13 protein-coding genes, 3 tRNA genes and 1 pseudogene are annotated in these 14,912 nt (G+C 69.9%); 7 read left to right on the plus strand and 10 right to left on the minus strand.

Features of this window, described 5'->3' with window-relative positions:
• Positions 1-175: 175 nt before the first annotated feature.
• From ABZ855_RS32265 to ABZ855_RS32275, 3 genes are all read left to right on the plus strand, one after another.
• A complete protein-coding gene (locus ABZ855_RS32265; protein WP_360813048.1) occupies positions 176-1,936 on the plus strand; it encodes a hypothetical protein in 1,761 nt (586 codons plus the stop codon).
• Positions 1,937-2,218: 282 nt separating this feature from the next.
• Positions 2,219-3,745, plus strand: a complete 1,527-nt coding sequence (locus tag ABZ855_RS32270) for a N,N-dimethylformamidase beta subunit family domain-containing protein (protein ID WP_360812923.1) — start codon at positions 2,219-2,221, stop codon at positions 3,743-3,745.
• 95 nt (positions 3,746-3,840) lie between these two features.
• On the plus strand, positions 3,841-4,752 hold the full coding sequence (locus tag ABZ855_RS32275) for a phosphoribosylaminoimidazolesuccinocarboxamide synthase (RefSeq protein WP_360812925.1): 912 nt from the start codon (positions 3,841-3,843) through the stop codon (positions 4,750-4,752).
• Between the two features lie 52 nt (positions 4,753-4,804).
• Here the strand turns inward: ABZ855_RS32275 and ABZ855_RS32280 are convergent.
• The 8 genes from ABZ855_RS32280 to ABZ855_RS32315 form a co-directional block, all read right to left on the minus strand.
• Positions 4,805-4,880: transfer RNA gene (locus tag ABZ855_RS32280), tRNA-Gly, on the minus strand.
• 43 nt (positions 4,881-4,923) lie between these two features.
• Positions 4,924-5,535: a response regulator transcription factor gene (locus ABZ855_RS32285; RefSeq protein ID WP_360812927.1), complete on the minus strand. Its 612-nt coding sequence runs from the start codon at positions 5,533-5,535 to the stop codon at positions 4,924-4,926.
• Positions 5,532-6,917 carry a histidine kinase gene (locus tag ABZ855_RS32290; protein ID WP_360812929.1) on the minus strand — a complete coding sequence of 462 codons (1,386 nt, stop codon included), beginning with the start codon at positions 6,915-6,917 and terminating at the stop codon, positions 5,532-5,534. Before ABZ855_RS32290 ends, ABZ855_RS32285 begins: the two co-directional genes overlap by 4 nt.
• A 23-nt stretch (positions 6,918-6,940) precedes the next feature.
• Positions 6,941-7,684, minus strand: a complete 744-nt coding sequence (locus tag ABZ855_RS32295; RefSeq protein ID WP_360813050.1) for an ABC transporter permease — start codon at positions 7,682-7,684, stop codon at positions 6,941-6,943.
• Positions 7,685-7,737: 53 nt separating this feature from the next.
• Complete coding sequence (locus ABZ855_RS32300; protein ID WP_360812931.1) at positions 7,738-8,715, minus strand: ABC transporter ATP-binding protein; 978 nt, start codon at positions 8,713-8,715, stop codon at positions 7,738-7,740.
• Positions 8,716-8,860: 145 nt separating this feature from the next.
• A tRNA-Gly gene (locus tag ABZ855_RS32305) sits at positions 8,861-8,936 on the minus strand.
• 80 nt (positions 8,937-9,016) lie between these two features.
• Positions 9,017-9,088, minus strand: a tRNA-Gly gene (locus tag ABZ855_RS32310).
• 142 nt (positions 9,089-9,230) lie between these two features.
• On the minus strand, positions 9,231-9,548 hold the full coding sequence (locus ABZ855_RS32315) for an Lsr2 family protein (protein ID WP_319213208.1): 318 nt from the start codon (positions 9,546-9,548) through the stop codon (positions 9,231-9,233).
• A gap of 359 nt (positions 9,549-9,907) precedes the next feature.
• Here ABZ855_RS32315 and purS point away from each other — a divergent pair, with 359 nt between their 5' ends.
• From purS to purL, 3 genes are read left to right on the plus strand one after another with little or no spacing between them, the layout of a single operon-like run.
• Complete coding sequence (gene purS, locus ABZ855_RS32320) at positions 9,908-10,171, plus strand: phosphoribosylformylglycinamidine synthase subunit PurS (protein ID WP_006377276.1); 264 nt, start codon at positions 9,908-9,910, stop codon at positions 10,169-10,171.
• Entirely contained in the window at positions 10,168-10,848 is a 681-nt protein-coding gene (purQ, locus tag ABZ855_RS32325; RefSeq protein ID WP_360812934.1) for a phosphoribosylformylglycinamidine synthase subunit PurQ, read from the plus strand. Before purS ends, purQ begins: the two co-directional genes overlap by 4 nt.
• Complete coding sequence (gene purL, locus ABZ855_RS32330) at positions 10,845-13,103, plus strand: phosphoribosylformylglycinamidine synthase subunit PurL (RefSeq protein ID WP_360812936.1); 2,259 nt, start codon at positions 10,845-10,847, stop codon at positions 13,101-13,103. Before purQ ends, purL begins: the two co-directional genes overlap by 4 nt.
• 91 nt (positions 13,104-13,194) lie before the next feature.
• On the opposite strand, the gene ABZ855_RS32335 is transcribed toward purL, so the two are convergent.
• Positions 13,195-13,749: a DUF4232 domain-containing protein gene (locus tag ABZ855_RS32335; RefSeq protein ID WP_360812938.1), complete on the minus strand. Its 555-nt coding sequence runs from the start codon at positions 13,747-13,749 to the stop codon at positions 13,195-13,197.
• A 325-nt stretch (positions 13,750-14,074) separates the two neighbouring features.
• On the opposite strand from ABZ855_RS32335, the gene ABZ855_RS32340 reads away from it, so the two are divergent.
• Positions 14,075-14,329 (plus strand): hypothetical protein, encoded by a 255-nt coding sequence (locus ABZ855_RS32340; RefSeq protein WP_360812940.1) that lies wholly within the window; start codon positions 14,075-14,077, stop codon positions 14,327-14,329.
• A gap of 28 nt (positions 14,330-14,357) precedes the next feature.
• Here ABZ855_RS32340 and ABZ855_RS32345 read toward each other — a convergent pair.
• Positions 14,358-14,911, minus strand: a pseudogene (locus ABZ855_RS32345) (Uma2 family endonuclease).
• Between the last annotated feature and the right edge of the window lies 1 nt (position 14,912).

Genomic DNA, 14,912 nt, shown 5'->3' on the forward strand with positions numbered 1-14,912 from the left:
TGACCGATCCCCCATCCGGCTGACGAGGACCGGGGCCCCAACTATGGTGCGGCGCAAGCGTTCCGGCACTTGGCCCACCGGCATTGCGATGTCAGTGGTGGGTGCCACAGTGGGGGAGTGAGCAATGTCAGGTGTGTGCGGAAAAGGTAGGGGGTGACATCCGGTCGTGACCGGTATGGGTGTGGAGGCGGGCGCGCAGGTCGCGCGTTCCCGGGCCCTCGCCGTGCTGCGCATCCGCAGCAGGGCCCTGGCCGTCGCCCTGCTGCCCGCGGCCGTCGCCGTCGTGCTGATGGCAGGGGGTTCCAGCGGCCATCTGGTGGGCGGTGGCTGGGACCTCGCCCGCTGGATCACGAGCGTCGCCGCACTGGTCGTACTCCTCGCCGCCACCGGCATCGCCCTCGTCGTCGCCCGCGCCCGTCCGGCCATGAGCCCCACGGTCCCGATCGCCGAGGAATCGGCGCTGGACCTCTATCACCTGGTGCGCGACCTGGCCGACCGCCTGGGCGTTCCCGCGCCCTCCGCGATAGCGCTCACCCCGGACTGCGACAGCTGGCTGGAGGACCGTACCCACCCCGCCAACGCCCCGCCGGCCCCGGAGGGCCGCGACGAGATATCCGGTGTACGCGGCCTGCGTCCCGCTTTCCAGGGGCAGCGGCGGCGTACGTCGGTGCCCGCGTCGCCCGTCCTCGTGATCGGTTCGCCGTTCCTGTGGTGGATGCGCGTCGCCGAGCTGCGCGCGGTCCTCGCCCCGGTCGTCGCGGGTACGGGGCCTTCGGCGCACCCGGACATCGCGGCGGCGCGGCGCTTCGTGCGGGGCCTGGACGCGGCGGTGGCCGTGGCCGGGGCGCCCCAGCGCGGGCCGGTGTCCCGTGCGGCGCTCGCGGGCGTCGGCTGGGTGGCGAGGGTGCTGCTGCGCAGCTGCCGGGTGCACGCGTCCGAGATGGAGCGGGGGGTCGCGGCGGCCGCCGCCGAGCGTGCACAGGCTGTGGATTACGGGCTGCGGATCGTCGCACAGGAGCAGGTCGGTCTGGCGTACGCGGGCTGGGACCGGCTGCTGACCCGGGTCGCGCTGCCCGCCTGGCGGATGGGCCGCTGGCCCGCCCGGCTGGACGCCGGCGTCGTCGCGGCGCTCACGGAACTGTCCCGCCGGGACAGGCTGGCCGAGGGCTTCACGTCCCGGCTGGGCGAACGCCCGGCCTGCGACCTCCTCGAGGAGCCCGGGCTGGTCGACGAGGCGGCCTCCCTGCTCGCCGCCCGCCTCTTCCACGGCGGCCCGGCAGAGCCCGGCCCCGACTGGGCGCCGGTCGACTGGCTGGAGTACCCGGACGAGGTGGTCGACCGCAAGTGGCGTACGGACGCGGCGCGCCTGCACCGAGTCCTGGACACCCTGGAGTCCGCCCCGACAACCCCCAAGCCCCAGGCCCCCGACGCCCCGACCCTGTCCCGGGTGATGACCCACCTGACAACACCCCAGCCCCCCGCGACAGCGACAGACCGTGCCGTGGGAGACGAGCACGACGAGCACGACGAGTACGAAGATGTCGCAAGCGAACGCGGCGAGGCTCTCGCCGCCGGGCTCAGCGCGGAGGTCGCCCGAGAGGAGGCGGCGACACCGGCAGGCGGACAGCAGACCCCGGACACGTCCCTCCGGGACGACGGATCGCTGCCCCTGTTCCCGCTGCAGCCCCCGCGCACGGGCCGCGAACTGCTCGCCGATCACGTCACCGCGATGGTGTGCTGCGCGGCGATGGACACGGCGGGCGCGACCCCGGGCCTGGACTGGCTGGACGGCCCCTCCCTCCTCCTGAACGGCGAACGAGCGGCAGACCTGGGCCCCAAAATCCTCACCCTGATAGAAACGGGCGACCCAACCCCCCTGGAAACCTGGCTCCGCACAACAGGAGTACGCCCAGAAAAACCCGTACGCCTGGTGTGATCGGCCATATCTCTTCAGCCCCGGCCGACACCAGCAGCCCGTCCGGCGCTTGAGGACAAGGCCCCTTCAGGGCCGGAGCGGGGGCCTGGGGGCGGCAGCCCCCAGACACCACCGACCGGTTACGAAGAAACCGGTCGGACCCCTCTCTTCCGCTTACGGCCAATTCGCGACGAACGGTGACGTACTGCGTGCGAAATGTGATGTGCTGGGACCGAACGCGCACATGGCAATCGCGCGGGACATAGGACAGACACCTGACGGGGGAGCCAGGGAGGGACGCACATGGGGTCGCAGCCGATCCGCCGCTGGGAGTCAGGGGCACTCGCGCACGCCGTCACGGACCCCTTCGGCCTGGGCCCCGTCCCCTGGTTGCGCGGCAGCGAGACGTACTTCAGCGACACCGGCCAGGTCGTGCCCTGGTACGTGGACCCCTTAGACCCGACACCGCCCCCGACCACCCCCACGCGCCGGAGCGGCACCGCCAGGATCCCCGCTCCCCGCCCCGCGCCCTCCACCACCGGCGGCCCCCGCGCCGCCGACGACGTACGCCGTCAGATCAAGGGGTTCGCCTCCACCGGCCCGGCCGCCCCCGGCGAGGCGATCGACTTCCACATCACCGTGGACCCGCCGCAGGAGTTCGCCGTCGACATCTACCGCATCGGCCACTACGGCGGCGACGGCGCGGCGAAGATCACGACGAGCCCCCGCCTATCCGGCATCGTCCAGCCCCCGCCCCTCACCGCCGACCGCACTGTCTCCTGCCACCACTGGTGGCTGTCCTGGCGGCTGCAGATCCCGTCGTACTGGAACATCGGGGCGTACGTCGCCGTGCTCACCACCGCCGACGGCTACCGCTCGCACATCCCGTTCACGGTCCGCGACAACCACCCGGCGGACCTGCTGCTCCTCCTGCCGGACATCACCTGGCAGGCGTACAACCTCTACCCGGAGGACGGCCACACCGGCGCGAGCCTCTACCACGCGTGGGACGAGGACGGCCGGCTCCTCGGCGAGGCCGACGCCGCGACGACGGTCTCCTTCGACCGTCCGTACGCCGGCGCGGGCCTCCCGCTCCACGTGGGTCACGCGTACGACTTCATCCGCTTCGCCGAGCGCTACGGCTACGACGTCGCGTACGCCGACGCCCGAGACCTGCACGCCGGCCGCGTCGACCCCACCCGTTACCGGGGCCTGGTCTTCCCGGGCCACGACGAGTACTGGTCGTCGGCGATGCGCCGCACCACGGAACTCGCCCGGGAGAACGGCACCTCCCTCGTCTTCCTCTCCGCCAACACCATGTACTGGCAGGTCGAGCTGGGCCCGTCCCCGTCGGGCGTCGCGGACCGCCTCCTCACCTGCCGAAAGCGGCGCGGCCCCGGAAAGCCGGCTCTGTGGCGTGAAATCGACCGTCCGGAGCAGCAGTTGATCGGCATCCAGTACGCGGGGAGGGTCCCGGAGCCGACGCCCTTAGTCGTCCGCAACGCCGACCACTGGATGTGGGAGGCGACCGGCGCGCACGACGGCGACAAGATCGAGGGCATGGTCGCCGGCGAGGCCGACCGCTACTTCCCGCGCACCCAGCTCCCCGAGCACGAGGACCGCATCCTCCTCGCGCACTCCCCGTACGCCGACAGCGAGGGCGCCCTCCGCCACCAGGAGACCTCCCTCTACCGGGCCCCCTCGGGCGCCCTGGTCTTCGCGTCCGGAACGTTCGCGTGGTCCCCCGCCCTGGACCGCCCCGGGCATGTGGATCCCCGGGTCCAGCGGGCCACCGCGAACCTCCTGGACCGCATCTGCAAACGAGACTGAACGGTCTCCAGCCTCCCCCCGGCGAAAAGGTGTCCTCCGCATACGGGAGAATCGAGCCACACCGAGCCACTTGGTCATCACCACGGGGAGGAACCGTGTCCGGATTCGTAGAAAAGCCCGAGCCCCTTCAGGTTCCGGGTCTGGTGCATCTGCACACCGGCAAGGTGCGCGACCTGTACCAGAACGAGGCGGGCGACCTCGTGATGGTCGCCAGCGACCGCATCTCCGCCTTCGACTGGGTGCTGCAGACGGAGATCCCCGACAAGGGCCGCGTCCTCACCCAGCTCTCGCTCTGGTGGTTCGACCAGCTCGCCGACCTGGCCCCCAACCACGTCCTGAGCACCGAACTCCCGCCGGGCGCCCCCGCCGACTGGGCGGGCCGCACCCTCATCTGCAAGTCCCTGCGCATGATGCCGGTGGAGTGCGTGGCCCGCGGCTACCTCACCGGCTCCGGCCTCACCGAGTACAACCAGTCCCGTACGGTCTGCGGCCTGGCCCTGCCCGAAGGCCTCTCCGACGGCTCCGAGCTGCCCGCCCCGATCTTCACCCCGGCCACGAAGGCCGCGGTCGGCGAGCACGACGAGAACGTGTCGTACGAGGAGGTGGCCCGCCAGGTCGGCGCCGAGACCGCCGCCGAGCTCCGCCAGGCGACCCTCGCCGTGTACTCCCGGGCCCGGGACATCGCCCGCGAGCGGGGCATCATCCTTGCGGACACCAAGTTCGAGTTCGGGTACGAGAGCACCGAGGACGGCGAGAAGCTGGTCCTCGCCGACGAGGTCCTCACCCCCGACTCGTCCCGCTTCTGGCCGGCCGACCAGTGGGAGCCGGGCCACGCGCAGCCCTCGTTCGACAAGCAGTTCGTACGGGACTGGCTGACATCCTCGGAGTCCGGCTGGGTCCGCGCCAGCGAGCAGCCCCCGCCGCCGCTCCCGCAGCACGTCACGGACGCGACCCGGGCGAAGTACATCGAGGCGTACGAGCGCCTGACGGGCCTGAGCTGGGCATAGCAGCCGCCCGGCGCACGACAAAGCCCCCCGGCCGAAGTCGGGGGGCTTGATCTGGAGCGGACGACCAGGTTCGAACTGGCGACCTCAACCTTGGCAAGGTTGCGCTCTACCAACTGAGCTACGTCCGCATCGCGCCCCGCACTGCTGCTATGTGCCGTGGCGCGAGGCCAACTATACCCAACCCCGAAGCCGTGCGAGCCGCACTGCGGCATGCCGGTTCTCCGCCCCGAGTTTCGACACGGCCGAGGACAGATAGTTCCGTACGGTCCCCTGTGACAGCGCGGCCCGCTCCGCGATCTCCGCGACAGGTGCGCCGTCGGCGGCGAGTTCGAGCACCTCGGCCTCGCGCGTGGTCAGCGGCGAGTCCCCGGCGGAGATCGCGTCGGCCGCCAACTCCGGGTCGACGTAACGGTTTCCGGCGTGCACGGTCCGGATGATCTCGGCGAGCCGCTGAGCACTGACGGTCTTGGGGACGAACCCGCGCACACCGGCCTCAAGCGCCCGCTTCAGATGCCCAGGCCGGCCATGACTGGTCACGATCAGCACCCGGCACTCCGGCAGTTCGGTACGCAGCGATGTGGCGACCTTCACACCGTCCGCGCCCGGCATCTCGAGATCGAGCACCGCCACGTCGGGCCGGTGCGCCCGAGCCATGGCCAGCGCCTCGGGCCCGGTGGCGGCCTCGGCGACGACCACGAGATCGTCCTCGAGCCCGAGCAGGGCGGCCAGCGCACCCCGGATGAGGTGCTCGTCGTCGGCGAGCAGAAGCCGCACCCCACTCATGAAGTGACCTCACTCACAACGACCCCGGCACCAGTCCCCGAGCCCGAACCACTGTGTGAACCCGAACCCGAACCCGAACCTGAACCCGAACCTGAACCCGAACCCGAACCCACACCCGTCCCCGTCCCCGTCCCCGTCCCGGCGGGCAACGGCACAGTGGCGACCACCCGGAACCGATCTCCGGCTCCTCCCACGACCCCCGCCTCCAGCCGCCCGTCCACCGCGGACAACCGCTCCCGCAACCCGACAAGCCCGGACCCGGCCCCCACCCCGGACTCCTCGCGCGCCTCCCCCCTGTGAGCGACCCCGTCGTTCTCCACGGTCAGCACCACGCACCCGTCTCCCACTCGCACCCGAACCCCGCACCACCCGGCATCCCCGTGCCGCAGCACATTGGTGGCCGCTTCCCGGACCACCCACCCGAGCGCCGACTGCACCTCACCCGGCAGCCCGGCCGCCGCTCCCGCTGCCTCCCCGCTCACCTCGCAGGAGATCCCGGCGGCTGTCAACACCCCCTGCGCGCCCAGGAGTTCCGCACCGAGGTCGGCCTCGCGGTACCCCCGTACGACATCCCGTACCTCCCGCTGCGACTCCCGTGCGATCCGCTGCACCTCGATCATCTGGTCGACGGCCTCGGGCCGTTCGCGGCGGGCGAGCTGCACCGCCAGCTCGCTCTTGAGGGCGATCACCGCGAGGTTGCGTCCCATCACGTCGTGCAGATCGCGCCCGAAGCGGAGCCGCTCCTCGGCGACGGCGAGCCGGGCCCGGTTCTCCCGGGCCTCGTCGAGTTCGTAGACGGCGGTGAGCAGCCAGACGGAGAAGACGAACGTGAGCGACATGAACCCGGCGCCGAACAGTACGGCCAGCCCCGTGCCGAAGGCCGCGGGCACCGAGAGACCCAGCGGGAGGGCCACGGCGACCGTGCCCACGGCCAGCCCGGCCACCAGTGACAGCATCCGCAGTCGGCTGCGCATGCCGAGGGTGACGGTCCCGGTGCCGAACGAGATCACCCCGGCGAACAGGCTGCCGGCGGCGGTCTCGGTGTCCTCGCCGCCCGGCCCGTGGGTGGCCAGGACGAGCGCCAGGATCCCGATCGCCGCGGTGACCGCACCGAGTGCGACCGACAGCCGCAACGGCTGTTCCCGGGTCCCGCGGATCCAGTCCAGCGCCCGGGACGCGGTGACCGCGCAGAGCGCCGCGTGCACGCACACCAGCAGGAACAGCACGTACGCGAGCCGCTCCTCCACATCCCCGAGGACGGGCAGTGCGAGCGCCGTGACCTCGATGAAGGGGAAGAGATGGAACGACCAGCGCGTGTACGTCTCCACCTTCGCCGGTGTGCTCTTGCGCCCCCACCAGTTCCCCGGCCTCGGCCTGCCCATGTCCCCGCGCCCCCCAACTTCCCCTATCGCCGGGGCTCCCAGCGGAACCACCGTCGTACAGCAAACACCGACAGAACGGTCCAGGCCAGACCGGTCAGTACGGCGCCCAGCGCCTCGTACGCCGACAGGTCACCGGTCCAGGCCCCGCGTACGAGGGTGATCGCGGGCGTCAGCGGGAGAAGTTCGCAGAAGGACGCGAGCCGGTCGGGCAGCACCTCCAGCGGGACGGTGATCCCGGACCCGAGGAACGAGATGAGCATCAGCGGCAGCGAGGTGACCTGCGCGCTCTCGGTGGTCCGGCTGAAAGTGGCGGTGAGAGCGGCCAGCGCCACACAGGTCACCAGGCCCAACAGCAGTCCGACGACGGCGAGTTGGGGCGCCGGTGGCGCGTCGATGTCGAGCAGGACGGTGCAGCCGACAGCCAGCAGCAGGCACTGTACGAGGCATGTCACGGCGGCGGGAAGCGCCGAGCCGGTGAGTATCTCGACGTCGCGCAACTCCCCGGTGCGCAGCCGTTTGAGGACGAGTTCCTCGCGCCGGGCGACGTAGACGCCGACGAGGGCCGCGTACACGGCGAAGAGGAGAGAGAAGCCGACCGAGGCGGGCAGGATGAGCGTCCCGAGGTCGAGGCCGGCCTCTTTCAGGTCGCTGTCCGAGGTGGCGGACCGCACACTGACCGGCAGCACCAGCGGCACGAACAGGGCGGCCACCAGGGTCCCCTTGTTGCGCAGGAACAACGTCGACTCGGCCCGAGCCAGGGCCCGCATCCGCTCGGCGGGAGTGGTCGCGACCCTCGTCCCGCCCGCACCGATGACCGTACTCACGCGACACTCTCCTCAGCGACGCCGACGACGGACGAATCCACGCTCGCCGAAGCCTCCCGGGCGATCCGCAGGAACGCCTCCTCCAGCGAGGCCGACCGCACGTCCAGCCCCCGCAGGGTGATCCCGGCCTGCTCAGCCCAGACCAGCAACCGCGTTGCCGCCCGCTGGAGTTCATGGGTCCGCAGCACGACGACACGCCCCTGCTCCTCGTACTCGCTCACGCCGAGCGGGCCCAGCGGCGGCAGGTCGCCCACGAAGTACCCCGCGGGCAGTTCGAAGGAGATCCGGGACGGCTGCGAGGCGGTCACCTCGGCGGGCGTACCGGAGGCGGCGATGCGCCCTTCGTGGAGGATGGCGAGCCGGTCGGCGAGATCCTCGGCCTCCTCCAGGTAGTGCGTGGTGAGCAGTACGGTCGTGCCGCCGGCGCGCAGTTCCCGTACCAACTCCCAGGTGGCCCGGCGCCCTTCGGCGTCGAGGCCGGTCGTCGGCTCGTCGAGGAACAGCACCTCGGGGTTGCCGAGGAGGGCGAGCGCGAGGTCGAGGCGCCGCCGCTCACCCCCGGACAGCTGCTTCACGCGTACGTCGGTGCGCCGCTCGAGCCCGACGAGCGCGAGCACCTCCGCCTCGGGCCGAGCCCCGCTCGTACAGGCGGCCCACATCCGCGCGGTCTCGCCGACGGTCAGCTCGGACGGGAAGCCGCCTTCCTGGAGCATCACGCCGGTACGCGGCCGTACGAGGGCCCGCTCGGTGTACGGATCATGGCCCAGCACACGCACGCGTCCCCCGGCGGGTGCCGCGAGCCCCTCCAGCAGTTCGACGGTGGACGTCTTGCCGGCGCCGTTCGTGCCCAGCAGGGCGAAGATCTCCCCGCGGCCCACGGAGAAGGACACCCCGCGCACCGCCTCGAACCCGCCCCCGTACACACGCCGCAGGTCAGTGACCTCAATCACGTGTTCGCGTTCGTTGGTTTCCATGTCTTCAGCATCCCGGCGGGAAGGAGCGGAAGGCAGTGCGTGGTGTCATCACCGCACATGACAAATGTCAGACGCCACAGACGGAACGGACGGGAACAGACGGAACACGAAAAAGACCCCGGTCACGAGGACCGGGGTCTTGATCTGGAGCGGACGACCAGGTTCGAACTGGCGACCTCAACCTTGGCAAGGTTGCGCTCTACCAACTGAGCTACGTCCGCATTGCCTCCAGTCGGCTTTCACCGACTGGCGCGAGCACCAGCCTACCTGATCCACAGAGTGGTCAGGACCGGCGATGCAGAGCGGGTGACAGGAATTGCACACTGCGCCTTCCCCCTGGAAGGGGGATGTTCTGCTACTGAACTACACCCGCAAGCCTCCGTGAGCCGGGCCTTTCGGCCTTGCCCCTCGGCGTGTTCCAGACTCTAGCTGATCAGCGGGGGGTCAACGCAAGTCGGTTGTGCCGAGGGGGCGGTGGGGCGCTGAGGCCCGGCTGCCGGATGGCTGCGGGCCGCCTACTGCGCGGCGGTGAAGGCCTCGTACACCTTCTTCGGGATGCGGCCCCGGGTCGGTACGTCGAACTTGTTGGCGAGGGCCCAGGCCCGGACCGCCGCAGGGTCGGGGGCGACCTCCGTCTGCTTGTACGTCTTGCCGGAGCGCGACCGCTTGCGGCCGGCGTCCACGTACGGCTCCAGTGCCTTACGCAGTTTCTCGGCATTGGTTTGATTCAGGTCGATCTCGTACGACTTGCCGTCGAGTCCGAAGGCGATCGTTTCCGCCGCTTCCGAGCCGTCGATGTCGTCGGAGAGTGTGACCACGACACGCTGAGCCACGAATATCGGTCCCTTCGTGCGACACCTTGACCGCGACATCGGTAGACGTCGGGAGGTGTCGGGAGATCTCGGTTGTCCGACAGTTAATGGGCAAAGTATCGGCTAATGCCTTTTCCTTTGTACAGTGCCCGGCATTGCAATGGGAAGACCGACTAAATCTGTCCGCGTGTCTCCCCGCAATAGACATCCTGGTAGCGAACCCGGATCTTTCCCAGAATTTTTCGCGTTGGCACCGCTCCGATACCGGATCGTGATGCCGCACTCCTCGGCTCCCGTAGTTTCCTACGAATCTACCCGCGTAGAAATTTTGTGCGGGTATCCTGAAGGAACCTGCTCAGCACCACACACCGGGAGTGCCAGTGGCACGCGTCGTAGTCGACGTCATGCTCAAGCCGGAGATCCTCGACCCCCAGGGCCAGGCGGTGCAGCGTGCACTGCCGCGTCTCGGTTTCGAGGGCGTCTCCGACGTACGTCAGGGAAAGCGATTCGAACTGGAAGTTGACGGGCCGGTGGACGACGCCGCGCTCGCCCGCATCCATGATCTTGCCGAATCCTTCCTCGCCAACACCGTGATCGAGGACTTCACCGTGAAGGTGGAGGAGATGGTGGGGGAAGAGAAGTGACTGCTCGTATTGGAGTCGTCACCTTTCCGGGTTCACTGGACGACCGGGACACACAGCGTGCGATCCGTCTCGCGGGTGCCGAGCCGGTAGCTCTCTGGCACAAGGACAAGGACCTCAAGCAGGTCGACGCGGTGGTTCTGCCCGGCGGATTCTCGTACGGCGACTATCTGCGCGCGGGCGCCATCTCCCGTTTCTCGCCGGTGATGGAGTCGGTCATCGAGCAGGCGAAGTCGGGCATGCCGGTCCTCGGCATCTGCAACGGCTTCCAGATCCTCACCGAGGCGCACCTTCTGCCGGGCGGGATGCTCGGCAACGACCACCTGCACTTCATCTGCCGTGACCAGAAGCTGCGGGTGGAGAACGCGGACACCGCCTGGACCGTCGACTACGCGGCCGGCCAGGAGATCCACATCCCGCTGAAGAACATGGACGGCCGGTACGTCGCCGACGAGTACACGCTGGACAAGCTGGAGGCCGAGGGGCGGGTCGTCTTCCGCTACCTGGACTTCAACCCCAACGGCAGCCTCCGTGACATCGCCGGCATCACCAACGAGGCCGGGAACGTCGTGGGCCTCATGCCGCACCCGGAGCACGCCACCGAGCCGCTGATCGGCACGGGCCGTACCGACGGTCTCCCGTTCTTCACCTCGATCCTCAAGAAGCTGGTCAACGCATGAGCCGGACGCCTCTGGACACGGTCGAGCACGCGGCCGAGACCCCCGACGTCGAGCTGCCCTGGGCCGAACTCGGCCTGAAGAAGGACGAGTACGAGCGGGTCGTGGAGATCCTCGGCCGCCGCCCGACGGGCGCCGAGCTGGCCATGTACTCGGTGATGTGGTCCGAGCACTGCAGCTACAAGTCGTCGAAGGTGCATCTGCGCCAGTTCGGCGAGAAGGCCCCGCACTCCGACGCGATGCTCGTCGGCATCGGCGAGAACGCGGGCGTCGTCGACGTCGGCCAGGGCTACGCGGTGACCTTCAAGGTCGAGTCGCACAACCACCCGTCCTACGTCGAGCCCTACCAGGGCGCGGCCACGGGCGTCGGCGGCATCGTGCGCGACATCATCGCGATGGGTGCGCGTCCGGTAGCGGTCGTGGACCCCCTGCGTTTCGGTGCGGCGGACCACCCCGACACCAAGCGCGTGCTGCCGGGTGTGGTGGCGGGCATCGGCGGCTACGGCAACTGCCTCGGGCTCCCCAACATCGGCGGCGAGGTCGTCTTCGACGCCTGCTACCAGGGGAACCCGCTGGTCAACGCGGGCGCCATTGGCGTCATGCGGCATGAGGACATCCACCTGGCGAAGGCGTCGGGCACGGGCAACAAGGTCATCCTGTACGGGGCCCGCACGGGCGGTGACGGTATCGGCGGCGCGTCGATCCTCGCCTCGGAGACCTTCGACGACGCGAAGCCGTCGAAGCGCCCCGCCGTCCAGGTCGGCGACCCCTTCCAGGAGAAGCTGCTCATCGAGTGCACCCTGGAGGCCTTCAAGGAGAAGCTGGTCGTCGGCATCCAGGACCTCGGCGCGGCGGGCCTGTCCTGCGCGACGTCCGAGCTGGCGTCCAACGGCTCTGGCGGCATGCGCGTCACCCTCGACGACGTCCCCCTCCGCGACTCGACCCTGTCTCCCGAGGAAATCCTCATGAGCGAGTCGCAGGAACGCATGTGCGCGGTGGTCGAGCCGGAGAAGGTCGACCGGTTCCTCGCCATCTGCGACAAGTGGGACGTCATCGCCACGGTGATCGGTGAGGTCACCGACGGCGACCGCCTCGAGATCTTCTGGCACGGCGGCAAGATCGTCGACGTCGACCCGCGCACGGTCGCGCACGACGGCCCGGTCTACGAGCGCCCGTACGCCCGCCCGGACTGGCAGGACGCCCTCCAGGCGGACGACGCCAACAAGCTTGCGCGCCCGGCGACTTCGGAGGAGCTGAGGGCTCAGGTCCTCCAGCTCGTCTCCTCCCCGAACCAGGCCTCCAAGTCCTGGATCACCTCCCAGTACGACCACTTCGTGCAGGGCAACACGGTGTTGGCCCAGCCCGAGGACTCCGGGATGATCCGCATCGACGAGACGACCGGCCTCGGGGTCGCCATCGCGACGGACGGCAACGGCCGCTTCGCCAAGCTCGACCCGTACGCGGGCGCGCAGTTGGCGCTCTCGGAGGCCTACCGCAACGTGGCGACGACAGGCGCGAAGCCCCTCGCCGTCTCCGACTGCCTGAACTTCGGCTCGCCCGAAGACCCGGCGGTGATGTGGCAGTTCGCGGAGGCGGTACGTGGACTCGCGGACGCCTGCCTGCAGTTGGGCACCCCGGTGACCGGCGGCAACGTCTCGCTCTACAACCAGACCGGCGAGGCGGCCATCCACCCGACGCCGGTCGTCGCGGTCCTGGGCGTCATCGACGACGTGGCGCGTCGCACGCCGGTCGCGTTCCAGGAGGAGGGCCAGCTGCTGTACCTCCTCGGCGACACCCGCGAGGAGCTCAGTGGGTCGGCGTGGTCGCAGGTCGTGCACGACCACCTGGGTGGCCTGCCGCCCAAGGTCGACCTGGAGCGTGAGCGTCTCCTGGCGGAGATCCTGATCTCCGCCTCCCGTGACGGCATGATCGACTCCGCGCACGACCTGTCGGACGGCGGTCTGATCCAGGCGGTGGTGGAGTCGGCTCTCCTCGGCGGGAAGGGCGCGCGTCTCGTCGTACCGGACGGGCTCGACGCGTTCACCCTCCTGTTCTCGGAGTCGGCCGGCCGCGCGGTGGTCGCGGTCCCGCGCTCGGAGGAGCTCCGCTTCAACGACATGTGCGGGGCGCGGGGCCTGCCGGTGACGCGAATCGGCGTGGTCGACGGCGACGCGGTGGAACTGCAGGGCGAGTTCACCCTGCCCCTGACGGAACTGCGTGAGGCGCACGAGGGGACGATTCCGGCGCTGCTGGCGTAGCCGGCGTAGTCGGTTCTGGTTGTACGACGGTGAGGGCCCCGTCTGCCGGGTTGGCAGGCGGGGCCCTCAGCGGTCTCGGTCGGGAGGTGGGTCAGAAGCCGATCGGGTTCACGTAGGTGCCCGGGCGGGTGGCGCCGTCCTGCTTGAGGATCTGGCCGCCGAAGGGCCAGGTCAGGGTGAAGTGCTTCGTCTCGTTCGGCGGGGTGACCAGGAACTGCTTCGGGACGAACTTCTCCTTCTTCGGCGTGGACTTGGCCACCGGGAGCAGGTTGATGCTGAAGTCGACCGTGTCGCCCTTCTCCAGGGTGATCTTCACGGGCCTCTTGGAGGAGCGCGCCAGCGACCACGTCCCGTCGGTCGACTGGGCGCCGACCATGTCGACACCGGGGAAGCCGGACAGCGTGCAGGTGCGCGAGCTCTTGTTGGTGAACCAGATGAACGCCTGCGTCTGCTTCGTGGTCTGCCCCATCTCCGGTGCCGCGTCGCCTCCCGTGGCGAAACCGGCCTTCAGGTCGGCGGTGTGGCAACGGGTCGGAGCGGCTTTGGCGGCGCCGGAGGTGGTGGCGGCCGAGGCCGGGACGGTGGTGACGGCGTAGCCGCCGACGACGACAGCGGCCAGGGCGACGGCGGTGAGCTTGCTGTTCATGGAGTTTCTGGTTCCCCTCGGGTGCGGATCGGCGCGCGGGGTCAGTGCGCGTCTACGCACGTGAAGAGGTGCGGGGGTCGGGCGCGGTTGGGCGGGCCGAAGAACCTTTTTTCGACATTCGGGTAACCGATGTCACCACTTCGTGCACCCGCCCGTGTGGAGTTCGATGCCGATCGGGTCGGGCACGAACACCTTCGCCGTTCCGCGCACGAGGGGACGATTCCGGCGCTGCTGGCGCAGTCGCCTTTGGTTGTACGAGGCTGAGGTCCCGTCCGTCACATCCGGGTTCGGGCGGGACCTCGTCGTTTGCTGGTCAGGGGGGCGTATGGGTTACGGGGGATTCGTGTTCATCCTGCTGGGCTTGGTGGCGTTGGGGCTCGCCATCGCCTGGGTCGTCGTCGGGGTGCACGCCCTGCTCCTCGGCCGGGTGCCGGGCAAGCGGCTGCCGTGGCGAGTGAGGCAGCCCAGGCTGTGGGGAGCGGGTGCCCTTCTGATGTTGTTCAACGGCGGGTCGCCGTCGCTCTTCGCGGTCGGCGTCGGGCTGGTCGCGCTGGGCTACGCCGTGAAGTCCCAGCGGTGAGTGGGCAGTTGGGGCCGCGCGTACGGGTTCAACGCACGTAGTTCTTGAGGATCTCCGTGTCGAGTTCGATGCCGACCGGGTCGGGGAGGAGCACCTTCTCGCCGAACTTCGCGGTGTGGATGGCGCGGTAGCCGCCGACCTTCCGGTCCGGGGAGCTGTGCACGGTGAGGGTGCAGGAGTCCCGGTCGATCAGGAGGTAGAGGGGGATTCCGGACTGGCCGTACGCGGCCGGCTTCTCGTGGCGGATCCGCCAGTCCGTGTCCGCGTCGTACGAGGTGATCTCGACGACCAGCAGAGCCCCGGCCGGGTCGGCCCATTCGCCGGACCCCGCGAAGTGGGCCTCGGGGCGAGTACCGCGTCCGGTCTCACCCTGCCCTCCTGATGGGCCTCCACCCGGAGTCCCGTGCCCCGGTAAAGGTCCAGGTCGGGCCTGGACTGCATACAGCGCCGGGCCAGCCAGGCTACGACGGTGCTGTGGTCTCCGTCCGGTTTCCTCTTGACGCCGAGGCGTCCCCCGACGAACTCCAACGTCACGGTCTCCGGTGCGGCGCAGGCGATCGTCTCGAACTCCGCCACTGACATC

The sequence above is a fragment of the Streptomyces sp. NPDC047042 genome (assembly GCF_040644035.1).
Taxonomy (GTDB): domain Bacteria; phylum Actinomycetota; class Actinomycetes; order Streptomycetales; family Streptomycetaceae; genus Streptomyces.

Bases quoted from the DNA above. Each gene is read 5' to 3' on its own strand.
- ABZ855_RS32290 (WP_360812929.1), bottom strand. From the start codon at position 6,917: ATGGGCAGGCCGAGGCCGGGGAACTGGTGGGGGCGCAAGAGCACACCG.
- ABZ855_RS32265 (WP_360813048.1), top strand. From the start codon at position 176: ATGGGTGTGGAGGCGGGCGCGCAGGTCGCGCGTTCCCGGGCCCTCGCC.
- purL (WP_360812936.1), top strand. From the start codon at position 10,845: ATGAGCCGGACGCCTCTGGACACGGTCGAGCACGCGGCCGAGACCCCC.
- ABZ855_RS32295 (WP_360813050.1), bottom strand. From the start codon at position 7,684: ATGCGGGCCCTGGCTCGGGCCGAGTCGACGTTGTTCCTGCGCAACAAG.
- ABZ855_RS32300 (WP_360812931.1), bottom strand. From the start codon at position 8,715: ATGGAAACCAACGAACGCGAACACGTGATTGAGGTCACTGACCTGCGG.
- ABZ855_RS32335 (WP_360812938.1), bottom strand. From the start codon at position 13,749: ATGAACAGCAAGCTCACCGCCGTCGCCCTGGCCGCTGTCGTCGTCGGC.
- ABZ855_RS32340 (WP_360812940.1), top strand. From the start codon at position 14,075: ATGGGTTACGGGGGATTCGTGTTCATCCTGCTGGGCTTGGTGGCGTTG.
- ABZ855_RS32285 (WP_360812927.1), bottom strand. From the start codon at position 5,535: ATGAGTGGGGTGCGGCTTCTGCTCGCCGACGACGAGCACCTCATCCGG.
- ABZ855_RS32270 (WP_360812923.1), top strand. From the start codon at position 2,219: ATGGGGTCGCAGCCGATCCGCCGCTGGGAGTCAGGGGCACTCGCGCAC.